The organism is Arthrobacter sp. TMN-49 (assembly GCF_054511095.1).
This window is the reverse complement of record NZ_JBTNDH010000004.1, coordinates 72,369-89,471: the sequence shown is the minus strand read 5'-3', so window position 1 is coordinate 89,471 and position 17,103 is coordinate 72,369. Positions and strand designations below refer to the sequence as shown.

The window sequence follows — 17,103 nt, the reverse complement described above, 5'->3', positions numbered from 1 at the left end:
AAGCGACAACTGTGATTGACATCTTCTCTCCCAAGTTCGCCACGAGTGTGTGGGCCCGTCAATCCGCGGAACTCACTGCAGACATACCCTTCACCGAAGCGCAGGTACGAGTTGCACTATTGGCCTACACACAGCGTCCTGAAGAGCTTAAAGCTTTGAACCGCCATTCCGAGGCGGTCTCTGCCATCAACGGAATGCGCACCCCGCAAGCACGGCCTGAATTTCTTGTCCAGGAACACGACACATCACTCTCCGACTACGCGGCAAGAGTCGACGCTCTCGTCGGGAGTGACGAGTGGAGTGTCGCCTACTTCGGCCTCTTCGCCGCAAGTACAACGATGTGGGACACCGCGAAGGGGTTCGCCGATGGACTCGCCCTTACGCTGGGGCACCGTCCCGGCGGGCGCGTCGACATAGACTGTTTCGTCGGCCGCTACTCGTCGACCCACACCGGCGTGCATGTCGACTACGCGCATAACTTCGCGTTCACGCTCCGTGACGGGAAAACGATGTTCACTTGGCCCGGTGACCGCAGCGACCTGCAGGGGCTGAAGTCACCGGACTACGACGAACACAAGGCCTCGGGTACCGCGCTGGCCAACAACTCGGACCGTGTCGCGTACTTCCCTCAGGAGTATATGCACGTTGCGGAGAGTAAGGATGACGTCTCCATCAACGTCAACGTAGCCTTCTGGGATGCAGGCAATGACTCGAAGACGAATGCCGACTACCTCCGGTCGTTCCTTCGCACCCCCTCGCGCACCCGACACGATGTGCGCTCCTCTGGTGCGGTGGCACTCGGCGCTGATGATGACTTCCTTCTCAGCACGACGCGATCCCTTCTCGACGACGGTACCCTGCGGCGGCGGATGGCAATCGCGCAGCTCATCTCCGACACCAGTTCGCGTCTGGGTGTGGGGCGCCCGTTGATAGACGTCGCCGAGGTTGAGGAGCGTGTAACACTTACAGGCATCAGTACACTGCAATGGATCCCGATGCATGGCTTGGATGAGGTACTCGTTGCGGCCAATGGCCACGTTGCGGCCTTTCCGTATTCCCGTGACGTCGACGATTTTCTGACCCGGCTGGCGGACGGGGAGACCATCGATATAGCGAGGTTACAGGGACGGAGTAAGGCTGAGTCGGACAACGAACTCCTCAGGGTCATTATGTCGCTTGCACGATGGGGTGCGCTCTGAGTCGCAAAGAGCAGTCGACTGCCGTTGTTGGGGTGGGTGCCGCCCTGTTCTTCGGTAGTTTCGGGGACGAAGCAGCTCAGATTGTGTTCGCGCTGCGCCTTGCTGACGGCTCATCGGCCGCGGCGGTGCAGGTATCTGCACTGCTGGCTGCAGGGTTGATCGGTGGGATCGTTGCCGGGGCTCTCGCGCCACGAGCAGTGGTTCTGCTCGGCACCCGACGGCTAATTGCTCTTGTCTTCTTCGCCGAGGCCGGACTTATCGCTTGCGCTTCGTTCGCCAACACACTGCCTTGGTACCTGGGGATATCCGCGGCTCTGGGATGTCTCGGTTCTGTGCTCTGGTCTGCGGTCATGATCGCACTGCCGGCACTCGATCTCCCCGGAGCGAGCATTGAGATAGGTAACCGGGTCGTGCAGACCGTACGTAACCTAGGCTACGTCGTCGGGCCGCTCCTTGGCAGCGCGCTCTTCGCATGGTCGTCTGGGGTCCAGGGGCTTTTGGTCCTGGCGTTGGCAATGCTTGCTGCAGCCATCGGAGCAGCCCTCATATTGCCGTCGCTCATGGGTTCATCAGTAGGCAAGGTTTCTTCGCCAAATACGCGCAAGAGTGCAGACGTGGTGGGGCTTTTGCAGACTCAGGGCGTCCTTCGAGCGCTCATGCCACTTATCGTCACGGTGCTCGTCACATCAGCGCTGAACGTGCTGTTGATAGTCCGAATCCGCTCCGAACTTGGCTACAGTGCGGGCGTCTACGGCATCGTGGTTGCAGCGCTCAGCGTCGGACTCGTTGCCGGACCCGCATTGTTCGCCGGTTTCGCCGGTCGACTTGGCCCAGCGGCGGGGGCCTCCGTTGCCGCCGCGTCGATCGGCCTCGGAGTCATCGCCATTGGTACTGCGAACACACCCTGGCAACTCGGCTTAGCAGCAGCCCTGATCGGTATCGCCAACGGCGTACAAAACACGCTGATGTCCACATTCATTATGCAGCGCGTCGATGCCGAACACCGACCGTTCCGGATGCCCGCCTATGTCCTCATCTTGCAGTGCACCGTGTTCGCAGGGTTCATCGGTGCGGCGTTTATTGACGTGGCAGCCGCGGGAAGTGCATTGGTCGCGGCTGGCGTCACCGCAATCATCGTCGTATTGATCAAGGCTTAGCCAACCGCCCCAGCAAACAAAAAAATATCAAGGAAGGTATTCCCACGTGACAACCACTGGAACAAGCCGCTTCGAAAGCGCTGAAATCGACCTCACTACAATCGAGCTGGTCAGCAGTATCCCGAGGCAATGGTGTCCTCCATGTGTGCCATGGTCACAACCGACTTTGCTCGCTTGCGTAGAAAACTCGTCGACGATGGGTATCTCAACTGCATTGATAGCGTTTACCAACGAACCTGACTGTGACAACCCAGCCTCACCCACTTAGCCGTTCTTGCTGCGATTGTTCTCTGGAAGACCGTCCACCTCGACCGCACCATCACCACCTTGGATCAAGTAGGCAACACTGCCAACCCCGACCCATTGCGGTTTCTATCACCCTTGGGATGGGAACACATCAACCTCACCGGCGATTACCCCTAGCCACGCACCAGCAAGATAAAACCAGGCAAATACAGGCCACTAAGGCGCTCGATAAAACCTCAACGTCGGATATTCAACTTTTTATCAAGCCACCCCTATTCGGAGACTAGATCAAGCCTGGACGTGGCGTAATGGGACACAAGGGTTTGCCGGGTCATGTTAATGAGAGAGCGGAGGCGATCGGGTTCCGCGATCGAGGGGAGAAGGAAAAACCACATTTCGGCGACCCGCTGAATCAGATCCGTGCGACTCGTGAGCGTGTCGGAGACCATTTGTACTCCGATGAATGATGCCACTACGTACCGTGCCAGATCCTGCACATTGACCCCTGACCGGATATCACCCTCCTTGACGGCCGCGCGAAACAATCTTTGGAGTACGTCCATCACCTCCAGATAGGGTCCGGTGACGCGTGGAGCGAACGGTGACTCTTCCATTCTCAGTCGGTGGGCAGCACCGGCAATCGGGTCTTCGACGAGCTGCCGTGCGATCACAGCCGAAAGTTCCACGACAGCCCCTGCACTGCTGGGTGAATCCGCCCTTGCCGCTTCGGCTGCGAATCCGAAAGTCCGTGTGTACTCCGCGACTACCGCATGAGCAAGGTCGGCCTTTGTCCGGAAATGGAACTGCATGGCACCCTTCGTCACGCCGGCCTCATGAATGATGTCCGACGTCGTTGCCCTCGCGTAGCCTTCGCGGTTAAACACAACGCCCCCGGCACGAATGAGTGCCTTCCTTGTCGACTGCGCCCGCATCTGGACCATCGTCCGGCCCCTTTTCCTGGTCAGGTCAACCCGTTCCTACTCTGACTAAAAAGTATACGTGGATTGTTTTCATTGACCCGCGGACGGAGCCCCCACAGGCTTGACTCGCGCCGCACTATGCGTCGCTGCCGCCTGAAACCTGCCATTGCACCCGTGAGGACCCACATGAAGAACCCGATTTTTACCCGCTCCGGAATAGGCACCTGCTTTGGAGGCATGCTCCTCATCGGCGGCCTCGAAGCACTATACGGCCCGTCACTGATCCGACTCATCGTCCGCTTCGATACGTCACCCGCCATGGCGGGTCTCATTGTCAGCGCCCACTTCGCCGCGGGACTGCTGGGCGTTCTCATCAGTCAGTGGTCCCACTCCAGGATCGGCAACAGGGTTCTTCTCTCTGCCGGATATTTGCTCCTCATCGCCGGCAGCCTGGCATTCGCTTGGGCGCCTTCTCTCACTTTGGCTGTCACCGCCTCGGCCATCGCTGGTCTTGGTTTCGGGGCTTTGGACTACGCATTCAGCCATTTGTTCGCCGTCGCTTTTAGCCCCCATTCAGGAAGAATGCTCAACCTCTTGCATGGATTCTTCGGGGTAGGTGCAATCGTGGCCCCGCTGGCCGTAGTCCTCCTTGGCCCTGAGAACTACCCGGCGTACTTCACCGCCTTCGCTGCACTGGCCCTGGTAACAACACTTGGCCTGCGGGGCATACGCTCCCACCCGACTCAAGGTGCGACCACTAACCCGGGGACCGAACCGGTACCGCGGCCCGCAGTCGCCGCGATTCATCCACGTACGCCAATGTTCGCAGCCGCCTTTGCCGCCATGATCGCGGTATTCGTTCTTCACGTCGCTGTCGGCAGCGGAATCGGGACCTGGGAAGCGGCCTATCTCAACCTCCGGGGACACATCATTGATCAGGCGGCCGTCGCTACCTCGCTGTTCTGGTTCAGCATGACCATAAGCCGCTTCGTGCTCGCCGCCGTCATCAAACGCCTTCAGCCCGGAACAGTTGTCACTCTCAGCTGCCTCCTGATGACCACCGGCGCTCTGACCGCTCTCGTTCCGGGCGCGGCTGTTCTAGGCTTCACCATGGTGGGGTTCGCCATCGGTCCGGTTTTCCCGACCGCCTTGGCCTGGGCTACACAAATCTATGGTGGCCGCTCTTGGACAAGCGGGTTCCTGATCGCAATCTCGATGGTCGGTGGGATCATATTTCCACCGGCCCTGGGGTTCACCGTCACGATCGATGCGGCGCCGGGACTATTCCCGATCGGCCTCTCAGTTCTCTCGATCCTTTGCGTGGCGGCTTGTGTCAGCCTCACATGGATGAGGCGCAAAAGCGTCCGAATGAACGCACATCTTGCGCTCACGCAACGCTAAAGCCCGGGCGGTCGTTGCGGGGGAGTTGATGTCCTATTTTCGGAACCTTGAGCGGGTTATAAAAGGGCAAACTAAGAAGTGGCGAGCTGATGAATCAAGGGAAAGCCATATGGGACAACTGGTACTACTGGAATGCAGCACGACGTTCTTGGAGGGTTCAGCAGCAGCGGCACCTAGATGTTCTGGCGTAAACCTTGCTCGGCGTCTTGCAAGTGGTGTTCGACCTCATGAAGGACGAAGGATGCAAAGGATTCCACTGTAAATGCCTTGCCGTCACCGCGGAATCCTGAACGATTCCAGCTGCTGACCGGAACGTCTTCAAACGTACGAGCAGCAAGTTCCAACTGACGATCAAGATCCGTGGAGATGGCAAGCCTGTCAGCGTTCAAGTAGTTGTTGAAAACGGCTTGTTCGTCTTGATCCCAGTTTGAAAAAACAGGCGCGATTTCCCGCAGCATCAGCTCTACTCGCTCACATGCGAGCCTGCACATGTCGCGGGCGTGAGCCGCATACTCGAGTGGCGACCAAACCTGAGGTAGGGGACGCTGCGGGGCGCTTGGATTACTGAGTACTTCACGCCAAGCGAGGGCTGTACGCCGAAGGCGGCTCCCGGTCTCCAGACAGGAATGAGGTGAATAGCCGCATTCGGTGCAGCCTTCTTCGGTTACATTTGACCAGTCTTTTGTCTCTTTAGGAATCTCATTCAGAACGATCATGGGCTGAGATTAGCGCGGGCCCCCTGCGTGTCAGGGTTGGGTAAGGCCAGCGCGCCGGAAGCCGCTGATGTGGAACAAGCGTTCCTCGCTGAGGTCCCACGTGCCATGATCCTCGAGAGCCAACCGACGCTGGGATTTACAAAGTGCGTGGGCTGGATTCTGAATATCGAAGGCACGGCCACCGGCGAGGTAGCGCCCCTTCTCCACTAGATTGGTGACACGAGCTGGGTTCCACCGACAAAAATCAGTAAGCACCCCGTATCGTTGACGCCCGGATGCGGCGGTGCTGTCACGTTCATGAGCGGCGGCCCGGCCCAAGATGTCAGGGGTTGCGAACGATCGTCAGCTGTCCGACATAGACTGGGCTCATGAGTGAACACCTTGCCGGGCCCGACGTCAGGACAGCATGGAGCGGCGCCTCCTTTGCCGCCGTCGAACATACAGTCGAATGGGTGGACACAGACGCGGCAGGGCACCAACATAACTCCGCCATCATGCGCTGGGTCGAATCAGCAGAGGCCAAACTCTTCCGCAAACTGGAGCTACCGGACTACTTTCCGTCGGCGCCGCGCGTTCACCAGTCGATCAACTTCCGGGCCAGGCTCTGGTTCGGCCAACGCATCACCACCACGCTGTGGGTGCACGCGGTCGGCACCACGTCCATGACGTTCCGCTTCAAGGTCATCGCCCAGCCGCTGGGGGAGTACGACGGCGGTCTGGCTGCCGATGGCACACTCGTCACCGCCTACGTCCCCCAGGGAGCAGCGGCCTCCGCGCCCTGGCCCGAACATTTTCGTGCAGTTATTGAGCCAGCGTCATGACGGACACCGCACATCCGCCGATCCGGCACCAACAACTCATCGTCACGATCTTTGGTTTGTACAGCCGCGACACGGGACACGCCCTGCCGGTCTCGGTCCTGATCGACATGCTCGGTGACCTTGGCTACGACGCCCCCGGGGTACGCTCGGCCGTCTCACGTTTGAAAGCCAAGGGAATCCTGAAAAGCGTCAAGGCGAACAACGTCGCCAAGTATGAGGTCTCCGGCACCGTCTCTGAGATCTTTCGCGAAGGCGACGAGCTGATCTTTACCCCGACGGGTACCCGCGCGGGACCCGACGGTACCCCGTCGACCCAGACGTGGGTGCTGGCCATCTTCTCCGTCCCCGAATCCATGCGCAACCGACGCCACCAGCTCCGGACGGTGCTGGCAGGATTTGGTTTCGGATCTATGGCCTCCGGGGTGTGGATTGCACCCTTCTCTGCCTTGGAACGGACCAAGAAGCGCCTTGCGGCTCTGGAGCTTGACCAGTTTGTCGACTTTTTCCACGGTGACCACGTGGCCGGTGGTGACATGCGCGCCAAAGTGGCCCAATGGTGGGACCTGGCTGTCCTGGATGAACAATTCTCGGAGTTCCTGAGCCTGTACGGCGATGCCGCAGCACACTGGACGGAGCGGCTCGGCGACGATCCCATCGCGGCACTTGCAGACTCAAACGTTGACCTGTGCAGGGACGCGTTCCGCTACTACCTGCCCATGCTGACCATTTGGCGGCGTTTCCCTTACCAGGATCCCAACTTGGCGCCGGAATACTTGCCAAAGGACTGGCGGGGACCGGCCGCGCGGGCGGCATTCCTTGAGGTTCACCGCCTGATTGCGCCGCTGGCCGCCGCCCACGCCCAGCGGCTGATGGCCTAAGCACTACTGGATGACAGCAACACCCTGAATCTCAATCAGGGCTTCCTTCTGCCATAACCGGGTGACACCAATCCCTGCCATTGCAGGGTATTCCGAGCCCGCCATGTCACGCCAGGCCTTGCCGATCTCACGCCCGTTGGCCATGTAGTCATCCACATCCGTGAGGTAAATGGTGACGCTGACAAGGTCCTGCGGCTGACCGCCGGCCTCCCTGAGTGTGGTCAAGACATTGCTGAACGCCTGCTTGAACTGCGCCACAATGCCGCCTTGAACAATCCTCATCTCCTGATCCAGCGCCGTTTGCCCCCCGAGGTAGACGGTGTTTCCTGCAAGGATTCCGTGGGCGTAGCCGGAGGGCTTGGGCAGTGAGGCGGGGTTGACGGTGATGTTCGGCATCGTGATTCCTTCGGTTGGGGCGGGCGAAAAAGAAATTCGTGCAAAAGCTGTGACTGAAGTCTCCTGCGGTGCTACATTGAGTATATGTGACGGTCGTAAGAAAGTCGACATATTATGACTTGAAAGGAACCTCTCCATGAAACTTGCCACGCTACGCACTGGTGAGCACAGCACGACGGCGGCACTAGCGTTGGGCTTTGACGGGTACCTCCCACTGCCCGCAAGAAACGTCGGGGAGTTGTTGGCCGCCCCGCAGTGGCGGGCCCAGGTTGCGGCAGCCGTTGCGGCCGGCGGCAATGCTGCCATCCCTGCCCACGAGGCTGAACTGGCGGCGCTGCTGCCGACGGCCGGCAAGGTTATTTGCTGTGGTCTGAACTATGCCGACCACATCCAGGAGATGGGCCGTGAACTCCCCGCGTTCCCCACGCTCTTCGCCAAGTACGCTGACACGTTGATAGGCGCCACCGACCCCCTTGAGGTGCACGGCAGTACCAAAGTCGACTGGGAAGCCGAGCTCGCCGTCGTCGTCGGGGCGCCGTTGACCCGGGCAGGAGAAGACGAAGCAGCAGCGGCCATTGCCGGCTACACCGTGGCCAACGATGTCTCCATGCGTGACTGGCAAAACCGCACCATGCAGTGGTTCCAGGGCAAGGCATTCGACGCCACCACACCCCTGGGCCCGGTCCTGGTTACCGCGGACGAATTCGCCCCCGATCATGGCTTTGAGGTGCGCTGCGAGGTGAACGGGGAGCTAGTGCAGCAGGGCAATACCAGCACGCTCGTGTTCGGCCCGGCTCGGCTGCTTTCCTACATTTCACAATTCACCACCTTGCGCCCCGGCGACGTGGTGCTGACCGGCACGCCCGGGGGAGTGGGCATGGGCATGAACCCCCCACGCTTCCTCAAGGACGGCGACATCCTGCGTACCGAGATTGACGGCATTGGACTGCTCGAGAACCGGGTCCGGATCCGCCAACTCACCGACGCCAAGCTCTAAACCCACAGCAAGCACCAAGCACTATTTAGGAGTGAAATTCATGAGTGAAACCGTTATGTACCGCACCGAAGGTGACAACTCCGGCTACGCAAACGCTGCCGGCGTCGTGGTGCCTGTTGTCACCCGCGCAGGTGAAGAGGACACGAACACCGCCCAATCAGGGGACTGCATTCGTGTTTCCGGCGTGTCAATCCAGCACACCCCGGCCACCAAGATCTGGTTCGGCCAGGTGTCCAACACGCCCGGCTACCGTTCTCTGCCGCACCATCACGGCGAAGCGGAGACCGGCGGGTACGTGCTGCGCGGGCACGGACGCATCTACTTTGGTGAGGACTACCGTGACTTCATTGATATGAAAACCGGCGACTGGGTGTTCGTGCCGCCGTTCATGCCCCACGTTGAGGCCAACATGTCTGTCACCGAGGAACTGGTATGGCTCACCGCCCGCACACCGGAAAACCTGGTGATCAATCTTGCCGATGTCGCCGATGAAAGCCTCGCCGACTACAGGAGAGCATAGAAGCAATGAACACTGAATCCGTGATCATCGAGGCAGACACCTCGGAAACGTTCCTCAAAGCCATCGAGCTCACCCCCGTGGAGCCTCAGGAACACGACCTGGCCTTCGAAGCCAACACCCAGTACGTGCCGTGGCCCAAATCCTACGGCGGCGACATGGTGGCTCAATCCGCGGCCGCCATGATGCGCTCTGTTGAGGCTGACCGCGGCTTGCATTCGATGCACAGCTACTTCATGCGGCCGGTCGACATTGGTGCCGCTGTCCGCTACGAAGTGGAGATCCTGCGTGACGGGCGCGGCTACTCCACCCGCAGTGTCCGTGGATACCAGAACGGAAAAGCAGTCTTCGCCGCCATGGGTTCCTTCCACGTCCCCGAAACCGGGCCCGAATATCAGCCCACCATGCCAGCGGCGGTGGACCCCGAGTCGTTGCGCAGCGCCGCGCAGGTGCTCGAGGGCATCCCCGGCCCGGCCGCCGACTACTGGTCGCACGGACGCAGCTTCGACATGCGCCACATTCCGGGCCCTGTGTACCTCGAGGTCGCCGGCAACACCGCCCCGACAGTCCCCACACAGGCCGTCTGGGTCAAGGCCTTCGATCGTCTACCCGATGACGCAAACCTCCACCGCGCGGCCCTGGCGTACGTCTGCGACTACACCATCTTGGAGCCGCTGCTGCGTGTTAACGGGCTCACCTGGTCCTCACCGGGACTTGCCACGGCCAGCCTGGACCACTCCATCTGGTTCCACCGCGACGGCCGCGCCGACGACTGGGTGCTCTACGCCCAAGAGGCACTCTCGGGTCAGCACAACCGCGGCCTGGCCATGGGCCGATTCTTCTCCCGCGACGGACACCTCTTGGCAACCGTCGCCCAGGAAGGCATGGTGCGCCCGTGACGACGCCCCACCTCCTGCCCACACACATCGCCCCACCATCGAAAGGAACGGCCATGACTTTAGGCGCATCGGCCCACGTGGACACGTTCACCCGTGACCATCTTCCGCCGGCCGAATCATGGCCAACCTTCGAATTCACCCTGCCCGAACTGCAGTACCCGGCCACGTTGAACGCGGCCACGGTCCTGATCGACGACGCCGTCGCACAGTTTGGTGCCGACAGGGCAGCCCTGCATACCCCCGATGGCACCACCTGGAGCTACAGCACCTTGCTCACGCACGCCAACCAGATTGCCCAGGTGCTGACGGAGGACTTTGGTATTGTCCCCGGCAACCGGGTGCTGTTGCGCGGGCCCAACAACCCCTGGATAGTGGCAGCCTGGTTGGGTGTGCTGAAGACCGGCGCAGTGGTGGTCACCACCATGCCCATGCTGCGCACGGCCGAAATCTCCACGCTGATCGACCTCACCCAGCCGCGTGTCGCCATCACCGACCACCGCTTTGCCGAGGACATGCGCGCCGCAGCCGGCGAGGATTTACCCGTCATCAGCTATGGCGCGGACGACGACGAGGACCTCACCGCCCGCTGTGCCACCAAGAGCGGGCGGTTCGCCAACGTCGCAACGGCCGCTGACGACGTCGCACTCCTGGGACCAACCTCCGGCACCACGGGTGCACCAAAAGTGACCATGCACTTCCATCGGGACATCCTGGCCAACGCCGACACCTTCGCCAGGTACCTACTCAAGCCCACCCCGGAGGACGTCTTTGCCGGCTCACCTCCGCTGGCCTTCACCTTTGGCCTGGGCGGGCTGGTAGTGTTCCCGCTCCGTTTCGGTGCCTCGTCATTGCTGACCGAACGGGCAGCACCCGTCGAACTGGCCGAGGCTGCGGCCGCCGCCAACGTCTCTATCTTGTTCACGGCGCCCACCGCCTACAGGGCCATTTTGAAGGCCGGCCGCGGGGACCTCCTGCGTCGGCTGCGAATCGCCGTTTCCGCGGGGGAACACCTGCCCAAGGAAACCTGGCACCACATCTTTACCGAAACCGGGCTGAAAGTCATCGACGGCATCGGTGCCACCGAAATGCTGCACGTGTTCATTTCGGCGGCGGGAGAGGACATCCGCCCGGGAGCCACCGGGTTGGCGGTGCCCGGCTACCGGGCCATCATCTTGGATGCGTACGGTGCCGAGGCTGCGCCCAACGAGGCCGGGCGGCTGGCCGTGATTGGCCCCACCGGGTGCCGCTACCTCGATGACCCGCGGCAGGCCAACTACGTCCATGACGGCTGGAATGTCACCGGGGACACGTTCCTGCGCGACGACGACGGCTACTTCATCTACCAAGCCCGCTCCGACAACATGATCGTCTCCTCCGGCTACAACATTGGTGCCCCCGAGGTGGAGGCCGCCATCAATGAGCATCCCGATGTGGTGGAGAACGCCGTGGTGGCCCGGCCCGATGAGGAACGCGGCTCAGTGGTCTGTGCGTTCGTCGTCCTGCGCGAAGGAGTTGCCGGGGACAACACCAAACGCAAGGAAATCCAGGACTTCGTCAAGGCAAGTATTGCCCCGTACAAGTACCCCCGCGATGTGCGGTTCGTCCCCGAACTTCCGCACAACCCCAGCGGCAAACTGCAACACTTCCGCCTGCGCGAAGCCATCGCTCGGGAGCGCGAGGCCCAAGACGCTGCCCCCGGCCAAGACCCCATTTCCGGGCTGGCCACCGCAACCAGCACCAACTCCCGATAGGACGCAAAAATCATGAAGATAGCAATTGTTGGCGGCGGCCCCGGCGGCCTGTACTTCGCGGCCCTGATGAAGCAGCTGGACCCCGCACACCAGATCACCGTGTGGGAACGCAACGCAGCCAGTGACACGTTCGGCTTTGGCGTGGTCTTCTCCGATGAGACCCTCGGCGGAATCGGCAATGCGGACCCCGTGGTGGCCGACTACATGAGCCGCCGCTTCGCCCGCTGGAGCGACATCGACATCCACTTCAAGGATCAGATGAACACCGTTGGCGGGCAGGGCTTTGCCGCCATGAGCCGCAAGGAACTGCTGGAGCTGCTGCAGCGGCGCACCCTGGAACTCGGCGTGGACGTCCGCTTCAGCACCATGGCACCGGCCGCGGAGGACCTGGCCGAAAACTTCGATCTGGTGTTGGCCGCAGACGGCATCAACTCCGCGATCCGAACCAAATACGCCGACACGTTCAAACCGACCCTCGATGTGCGCGGCAACAAATACATGTGGCTGGGCACCGACAAGGTCTTTGAGGCCTTCAAGTTCTTCGTCAAGGAGACGCAATGGGGTCTCATGCAGATCCACGGCTACCCCTACTCCGATGAGGGCTCAACCTTCATCGCCGAGATGTCGCACGATGTGTGGGAGGCGGCCGGCTTCGACGAGACAGCAGCTGACGTCTTTGCCCCCGGCGCCTCCGATGAGAAGGCCGTGGCGAAAATCCGCGCCATCTTCGCCGACGAACTCGGCGGACACCAGGTGCTCACCAACAATTCCAAGTGGCTGAACTTCACCACTGTGCGCAACGAAAACTGGTGCAACAACAACATTGTGCTCCTCGGCGACGCCGCCCACACGGCACACTTCTCCATCGGCTCGGGCACCAAGCTGGCCATGGAAGACGCGCTGGCGCTGGCCGCCTGCCTGCACGAGCACGCGGACGTCTCCGGTGCTCTTGCTGCCTACGAAGCCGAACGCAGGCCCGTCGTTGAATCCACCCAGCGTGCAGCACAGGCCTCGCTTGAATGGTTTGAGAACATTGGCCAGTACAAGAATCAGGACCCCGCCCAGTTCTGCTTCAACCTGCTGACCCGCAGCCGCCGGATCACCTATGACAATTTGAAGCTGCGTGACCCCGAATTCGCCACTCACGTGGATGCGGGCTTCGCCGCCGCTCAAGGCTTGGCGCAGGTGGCTCCCGCCATGTTCCAGCCCTACCGGATCGGCAACCTTGAGCTGAAAAACAGGATCGTCGTCTCACCGATGGATATGTATTCTGCCGCCGACGGTGTGCCCGGCAATTTCCATCTGGTCCACCTCGGCAGCAAGGCCATGGGTGGTGCCGGTCTGGTGATGACCGAGATGGTGTGTGTCTCGGCGCAGGGGCGCATCACCCCGGGTTGCAGCGGGCTGTACAACGATGCCCAGGGTGAGAGTTGGCGTGAAATCGTGGACTTCATCCACACGGCCTCCACCGCAAAGATCGGCGCCCAAATTGGCCACTCCGGCCGCAAGGGCTCCACCAAGCTCATGTGGGAGGGCATCGACCAACCCCTGGATGAGGGGAACTGGGAGGTTACCGGCCCGTCCGCCATCGCGTACGGCCCCGGCAACCAGATCCCGCGTGAAATCACTCGAGCGGAAATGGATGAGGTTCGCGAGCAATTCGTGGCGGCAACAGCCCGCGCGGACGCCGCCGGCTTCGACCTGCTGGAACTGCATGCCGCGCACGGCTACCTGCTCTCCTCCTTCCTGTCCCCGCTGGCCAACAAGCGCACCGACGAATACGGCGGTTCCCTGGTGAACCGGCTGCGCTACCCGCTGGAGGTGCTTGACGCCATCCGCGCCGCCTGGCCAGCCCACAAGCCGCTGACAGTACGCATCTCCGCCACCGATTGGTGCGAGGGTGGCAACACTGTGGAGGACGCCGTCGTCATTGCCCGCGCCTTTGTGACTCACGGTGCGGCCGGTATTGACGTCTCCACCGGTCAGGTCGCCAAGGAAGAGAAGCCGGCCTACGGGCGCAGCTACCAGACCCCGTTCGCGGACAGGATCCGTCAGGAAGTGGCTGTACCGGCGGGCATCGCCGTGATAGCCGTCGGTGCCATTTCCACCTACGACGACGTCAACTCGATCCTGCTGGCGGGGCGTGCCGACCTGTGCGCCGTCGGTCGGTCCCATCTGTACGACCCGCACTGGACGTTGCACGCGGCAGCGGAACAGGGCTTTAAGGGTGACTCGGCCGCGTGGGTGCAGCCGTTCCAGGCTGGCAACCGGAAGCCGCCCAGCGCCCGGACCGACGCCGTTCGCCCACGTCTTTCGCTGCTACAGGAACCAGAGCTCGACGGCGCGCCGGTGCACGTGCGCTGGACACCCAACGCTGCGGCGGGGGAGGGTACCTTTCAGGCCGACGTGCTGGTGGCCGCGGAGGCGAAGGGCAACTGACGGTGAACAATCCGAGTCTTGCCGTTCCTACGCAGGAGAAACTACTGTACGGGGCGTCGGAACAGCAGTTCGTTGAGCTGTGGGCTCCGCAGGCCCAAAGGCCACTTGGCTTCGCTATTCTGATACACGGCGGGTAGTGGCGGGCCAAGTGGGACGCTTCCCTCATGCACCCGTTGGCCGCTGATCTGGTGGCCCGTGGCTGGGCGGTAGCGAACATCGAGTATCGGCGTGTGGGCAATGGCGGCGGCTGGACGACAACGCTTCAGGACATAGGGGTAGCCATTCAGCGCGCCAAGGCGGCCCGTCCGCAATGGTGCTCCACTGGCCCTGTCATCAGTATTGGTCATTCGGCCGGCGGTCAGCTCGCGTTGCTGACCGCGGACTACGCCGATGCCGTCGTTGGACTCGCACCGGTGACCGACGTGCAGCGAGTTGACGCCGAGGGACTCGCCGACAACGCCGCACTCGGTTTCATGGGCGCACACTACGCTGACATGCCTGGCGCCTATGATGCGGCGTCACCAATCGTGCAGCTGCCCCTCGAACGACCGCTGCTCATTGTTCACGGGGATGTGGATGACAGGGTTCCCGAAGCTCACTCGGCGAGTTTTGCCAAGGCAGCAGCGGTTGCCGGCGACGCCATCGACTATAGGGTGTTTTCCGGGCTGAGCCACATGGATCAGATCGATCCGCAGGCGCAGCATTGGGCTGATTGCGTCGCGTGGATGGCTAGCGTGCCGGCCCTTCGCTGATGGTTGTGATCCTCCGAAACCAGCTAGAGCTGCTCAAAGATCAGGGTTGTTTGGGTGCTGACAAATGCCTGGTTGCTGCCAAGGTTGAGAGCAACAAAATCGCGCAGATGTGCCGTGCTGGCGCAGGCCACATGGAGGAGCAGATCATGGTCGCCACCTAGCACAAACACGTTCAAAGTCTCCGGCAGATCGCGCAGCGTGCGGGCAAGGTCAAGCATGCTTTTTCGGGCGAGGGCATGGACGTTGATGGAGATCATCGCTCCGACGTCAAGGCCAAGACTGCTCAAATTGATATCCGCGTGGAAGCCGCGAATGATGCCCGCCTCACGCAACGCCTTGACCCTGTTTAAGCACGTAGAGGGTGCCAGATTGGTGCGACTTGCCAGCAGATTGTTGGGTGTGCGGGCATCTGCGGAGAGTTCACGCAGGATGATCATGTCCGCCTCGTCCAACCGAATCGGATTCAGTTGACTCCGGTGATCGCGCACGGCTAGTGAATTGAGCATTGGATTTATCACCACTATTGATTGATTGTTCAGAGTATCTTGTCGATAGTTGTTGATTATTCTATCTTGTGAGGTAGAGCACAAGCTGTTGCCAGTGCTGGAAAAGTCCACCAGGAGTAAAGATGTCCACGAATAACACCGCAGCGCGAACCGAACGTCAGGACTGTGTCGCCGCCGACGCGGCCGATTCCCTGGCCCGATTCCGGGAGCGGTTTATCCTGCCCGAGGGAGTCATCTACCTCGACGGCAATTCCCTGGGCCCGCGTCCGGTGGGGGCCTTGGAGCGCGTCCAGGACGTCGTCACCAAGGAATGGGGAGTCGGGCTGATTCGCAGTTGGAATACCGCTGGCTGGTTCGATCTCCCCGGCCGGCTGGGGGACAAGCTGGCTCGGTTGATGGGTGGGGGCAAGGGCGAAACCGTGGTGACAGATACGACAAGCCTGAACCTGTTCAAGGCGCTTGCCTCGGCGATCCGTATTCAGCAGGTGGACCACCCCGAGAAGCGTGTCATTGTCACTGAACGCGACAATTTCCCCTCCGACGTCTACATTGCCGAGGGAATCACTGACTTCCTGAACTCCATGGCTCAGGAGTCGGGTATTCGCTATGAAGTGCGCCTGATCGATGACGAGCTGCCCCTCAGTGAGGCCCTGGATGAGTCGACGGCCGTGATTGCGCTCTCACACGTCAACTACAGGACCGGAGCCATGTGGGACATGGCCGAGGTGACAACACAAGCCCACGAGGTGGGAGCTTTGGCGATCTGGGACCTGGCGCATGCGGCCGGTGCCGTCACCGTCGACCTGGTCGGGGCCGACGCCGACTATGCCGTGGGTTGTACGTATAAGTACCTCAATGGTGGGCCAGGATCACCGGCGTTCATTTGGGTCAATGCCCGCCATCAGGACCGTTTCTGGCAGCCACTGGCGGGCTGGTGGTCCCACGCCAATCCCTTCGCCATGTCCGACGCCTATACGCCGGCAAAGGACATCAACCGGTTTCTCTGCGGTACCCAGCCGATCACGGCCATGGCCATGGTGGAAACCGGCCTGGACATCATGCTTGAGGTCGATCCTGACGCTTTGCGTAGCAAATCCCTTGAGCTGACAGACCTGTTCATCACTCTCGTCGAGCAGCGCTGCGCCGACCATCCATTGGAACTGATTACCCCGCGCGACCACGCCATCAGGGGCAGTCACGTGAGCTTCCGCCACCCGGACGGCTACGCCGTCATGAGCGCACTGATCGCCCGCGGCGTCATCGGCGACTACCGCGAGCCTGAGGTGTTGCGCTTTGGCATCACCCCGCTGTATCTCAGCCATACAGATATTTGGGATGCTGTTGAAATCCTGCGCGACATCCTGGACACCCACGCCTGGGACGCCCCGGAATTCCGGCAACGCAACGCCGTCACCTAAGCGCCCGCGGCCCGGCCCGCCGTCGTCAGCGTTTTGCATTTCCCCGTTCACCCGCTCGAAGCGCCATGCCCGGCAGCTTCGATGCCCCCT

At 61.4% G+C, this 17,103-nt stretch carries 16 protein-coding genes and 2 pseudogenes; 14 read left to right on the top strand and 4 right to left on the bottom strand.

Annotated features, from left to right (window positions below; all coding sequences use genetic code 11):
- Window positions 1-11: 11 nt before the first annotated feature.
- The 4 genes and pseudogenes from ACX80E_RS03345 to ACX80E_RS03330 all read left to right on the top strand — a co-directional run.
- Window positions 12-1,199, top strand: coding sequence for a hypothetical protein (locus ACX80E_RS03345; RefSeq protein WP_459300489.1), 1,188 nt, complete (start codon window positions 12-14; stop codon window positions 1,197-1,199).
- A 32-nt stretch (window positions 1,200-1,231) separates the two neighbouring features.
- A complete protein-coding gene (locus tag ACX80E_RS03340) occupies window positions 1,232-2,356 on the top strand; it encodes an MFS transporter (RefSeq protein WP_459300488.1) in 1,125 nt (374 codons plus the stop codon).
- Between the two features lie 117 nt (window positions 2,357-2,473).
- Window positions 2,474-2,596, top strand: a pseudogene (locus ACX80E_RS03335) (DUF2087 domain-containing protein); the annotation flags it as partial.
- Between the two features lie 36 nt (window positions 2,597-2,632).
- Window positions 2,633-2,839: pseudogene (locus ACX80E_RS03330) on the top strand (Tn3 family transposase); the annotation flags it as partial.
- A 35-nt stretch (window positions 2,840-2,874) separates the two neighbouring features.
- Here the strand turns inward: ACX80E_RS03330 and ACX80E_RS03325 are convergent.
- Complete coding sequence (locus ACX80E_RS03325) at window positions 2,875-3,543, bottom strand: ScbR family autoregulator-binding transcription factor (protein WP_459300487.1); 669 nt, start codon at window positions 3,541-3,543, stop codon at window positions 2,875-2,877.
- 165 nt (window positions 3,544-3,708) lie between these two features.
- Here ACX80E_RS03325 and ACX80E_RS03320 point away from each other — a divergent pair, with 165 nt between their 5' ends.
- Window positions 3,709-4,923, top strand: coding sequence for an MFS transporter (locus ACX80E_RS03320; RefSeq protein WP_459300486.1), 1,215 nt, complete (start codon window positions 3,709-3,711; stop codon window positions 4,921-4,923).
- Window positions 4,924-5,096: 173 nt separating this feature from the next.
- On the opposite strand, the gene ACX80E_RS03315 is transcribed toward ACX80E_RS03320, so the two are convergent.
- On the bottom strand, window positions 5,097-5,639 hold the full coding sequence (locus ACX80E_RS03315) for a DinB family protein (protein WP_459300485.1): 543 nt from the start codon (window positions 5,637-5,639) through the stop codon (window positions 5,097-5,099).
- A 368-nt stretch (window positions 5,640-6,007) separates the two neighbouring features.
- Between ACX80E_RS03315 and ACX80E_RS03310 the strand changes: the two genes are divergently transcribed.
- Both ACX80E_RS03310 and ACX80E_RS03305 read left to right on the top strand, forming a co-directional pair.
- Window positions 6,008-6,460: an acyl-CoA thioesterase gene (locus ACX80E_RS03310; protein ID WP_459300484.1), complete on the top strand. Its 453-nt coding sequence runs from the start codon at window positions 6,008-6,010 to the stop codon at window positions 6,458-6,460.
- The gene (locus tag ACX80E_RS03305) at window positions 6,457-7,338 is read left to right on the top strand and encodes a PaaX family transcriptional regulator (RefSeq protein ID WP_459300483.1); all 882 of its coding nucleotides are present in this window, start codon (window positions 6,457-6,459) and stop codon (window positions 7,336-7,338) included. Before ACX80E_RS03310 ends, ACX80E_RS03305 begins: the two co-directional genes overlap by 4 nt.
- A 3-nt stretch (window positions 7,339-7,341) precedes the next feature.
- On the opposite strand, the gene ACX80E_RS03300 is transcribed toward ACX80E_RS03305, so the two are convergent.
- A complete protein-coding gene (locus ACX80E_RS03300) occupies window positions 7,342-7,734 on the bottom strand; it encodes a RidA family protein (protein WP_459300482.1) in 393 nt (130 codons plus the stop codon).
- Window positions 7,735-7,870: 136 nt separating this feature from the next.
- Between ACX80E_RS03300 and ACX80E_RS03295 the strand changes: the two genes are divergently transcribed.
- From ACX80E_RS03295 to ACX80E_RS03270, 6 genes are all read left to right on the top strand, one after another.
- Complete coding sequence (locus ACX80E_RS03295; RefSeq protein WP_459300481.1) at window positions 7,871-8,731, top strand: fumarylacetoacetate hydrolase family protein; 861 nt, start codon at window positions 7,871-7,873, stop codon at window positions 8,729-8,731.
- A 40-nt stretch (window positions 8,732-8,771) separates the two neighbouring features.
- Complete coding sequence (locus ACX80E_RS03290) at window positions 8,772-9,251, top strand: cupin domain-containing protein (protein WP_459300480.1); 480 nt, start codon at window positions 8,772-8,774, stop codon at window positions 9,249-9,251.
- A 5-nt stretch (window positions 9,252-9,256) separates the two neighbouring features.
- On the top strand, window positions 9,257-10,147 hold the full coding sequence (locus ACX80E_RS03285) for an acyl-CoA thioesterase (RefSeq protein ID WP_459300479.1): 891 nt from the start codon (window positions 9,257-9,259) through the stop codon (window positions 10,145-10,147).
- A gap of 53 nt (window positions 10,148-10,200) precedes the next feature.
- Complete coding sequence (locus ACX80E_RS03280; RefSeq protein ID WP_459300478.1) at window positions 10,201-11,898, top strand: AMP-binding protein; 1,698 nt, start codon at window positions 10,201-10,203, stop codon at window positions 11,896-11,898.
- Between the two features lie 12 nt (window positions 11,899-11,910).
- Complete coding sequence (locus ACX80E_RS03275; RefSeq protein ID WP_459300477.1) at window positions 11,911-14,337, top strand: bifunctional salicylyl-CoA 5-hydroxylase/oxidoreductase; 2,427 nt, start codon at window positions 11,911-11,913, stop codon at window positions 14,335-14,337.
- Between the two features lie 164 nt (window positions 14,338-14,501).
- Window positions 14,502-15,089 carry an alpha/beta hydrolase family protein gene (locus tag ACX80E_RS03270; protein WP_459300476.1) on the top strand — a complete coding sequence of 196 codons (588 nt, stop codon included), beginning with the start codon at window positions 14,502-14,504 and terminating at the stop codon, window positions 15,087-15,089.
- A gap of 23 nt (window positions 15,090-15,112) precedes the next feature.
- Here ACX80E_RS03270 and ACX80E_RS03265 read toward each other — a convergent pair whose 3' ends face one another.
- Window positions 15,113-15,595: an Lrp/AsnC family transcriptional regulator gene (locus ACX80E_RS03265; RefSeq protein ID WP_459300475.1), complete on the bottom strand. Its 483-nt coding sequence runs from the start codon at window positions 15,593-15,595 to the stop codon at window positions 15,113-15,115.
- A 122-nt stretch (window positions 15,596-15,717) separates the two neighbouring features.
- On the opposite strand from ACX80E_RS03265, the gene kynU reads away from it, so the two are divergent.
- The gene (kynU, locus tag ACX80E_RS03260) at window positions 15,718-17,013 is read left to right on the top strand and encodes a kynureninase (RefSeq protein WP_459300474.1); all 1,296 of its coding nucleotides are present in this window, start codon (window positions 15,718-15,720) and stop codon (window positions 17,011-17,013) included.
- Window positions 17,014-17,103 lie beyond the last annotated feature (90 nt).

Excerpts from the sequence above, each read along its gene's own strand:
- ACX80E_RS03325 (WP_459300487.1), bottom strand. The coding sequence starts at position 3,543 with ATGGTCCAGATGCGGGCGCAGTCGACAAGGAAGGCACTCATTCGTGCC.
- ACX80E_RS03320 (WP_459300486.1), top strand. The coding sequence starts at position 3,709 with ATGAAGAACCCGATTTTTACCCGCTCCGGAATAGGCACCTGCTTTGGA.
- ACX80E_RS03315 (WP_459300485.1), bottom strand. The coding sequence starts at position 5,639 with ATGATCGTTCTGAATGAGATTCCTAAAGAGACAAAAGACTGGTCAAAT.
- ACX80E_RS03310 (WP_459300484.1), top strand. The coding sequence starts at position 6,008 with ATGAGTGAACACCTTGCCGGGCCCGACGTCAGGACAGCATGGAGCGGC.
- ACX80E_RS03305 (WP_459300483.1), top strand. The coding sequence starts at position 6,457 with ATGACGGACACCGCACATCCGCCGATCCGGCACCAACAACTCATCGTC.
- ACX80E_RS03300 (WP_459300482.1), bottom strand. The coding sequence starts at position 7,734 with ATGCCGAACATCACCGTCAACCCCGCCTCACTGCCCAAGCCCTCCGGC.
- ACX80E_RS03295 (WP_459300481.1), top strand. The coding sequence starts at position 7,871 with ATGAAACTTGCCACGCTACGCACTGGTGAGCACAGCACGACGGCGGCA.
- ACX80E_RS03290 (WP_459300480.1), top strand. The coding sequence starts at position 8,772 with ATGAGTGAAACCGTTATGTACCGCACCGAAGGTGACAACTCCGGCTAC.
- ACX80E_RS03285 (WP_459300479.1), top strand. The coding sequence starts at position 9,257 with ATGAACACTGAATCCGTGATCATCGAGGCAGACACCTCGGAAACGTTC.
- ACX80E_RS03280 (WP_459300478.1), top strand. The coding sequence starts at position 10,201 with ATGACTTTAGGCGCATCGGCCCACGTGGACACGTTCACCCGTGACCAT.
- ACX80E_RS03275 (WP_459300477.1), top strand. The coding sequence starts at position 11,911 with ATGAAGATAGCAATTGTTGGCGGCGGCCCCGGCGGCCTGTACTTCGCG.
- ACX80E_RS03270 (WP_459300476.1), top strand. The coding sequence starts at position 14,502 with ATGCACCCGTTGGCCGCTGATCTGGTGGCCCGTGGCTGGGCGGTAGCG.
- ACX80E_RS03265 (WP_459300475.1), bottom strand. The coding sequence starts at position 15,595 with ATGCTCAATTCACTAGCCGTGCGCGATCACCGGAGTCAACTGAATCCG.
- kynU (WP_459300474.1), top strand. The coding sequence starts at position 15,718 with ATGTCCACGAATAACACCGCAGCGCGAACCGAACGTCAGGACTGTGTC.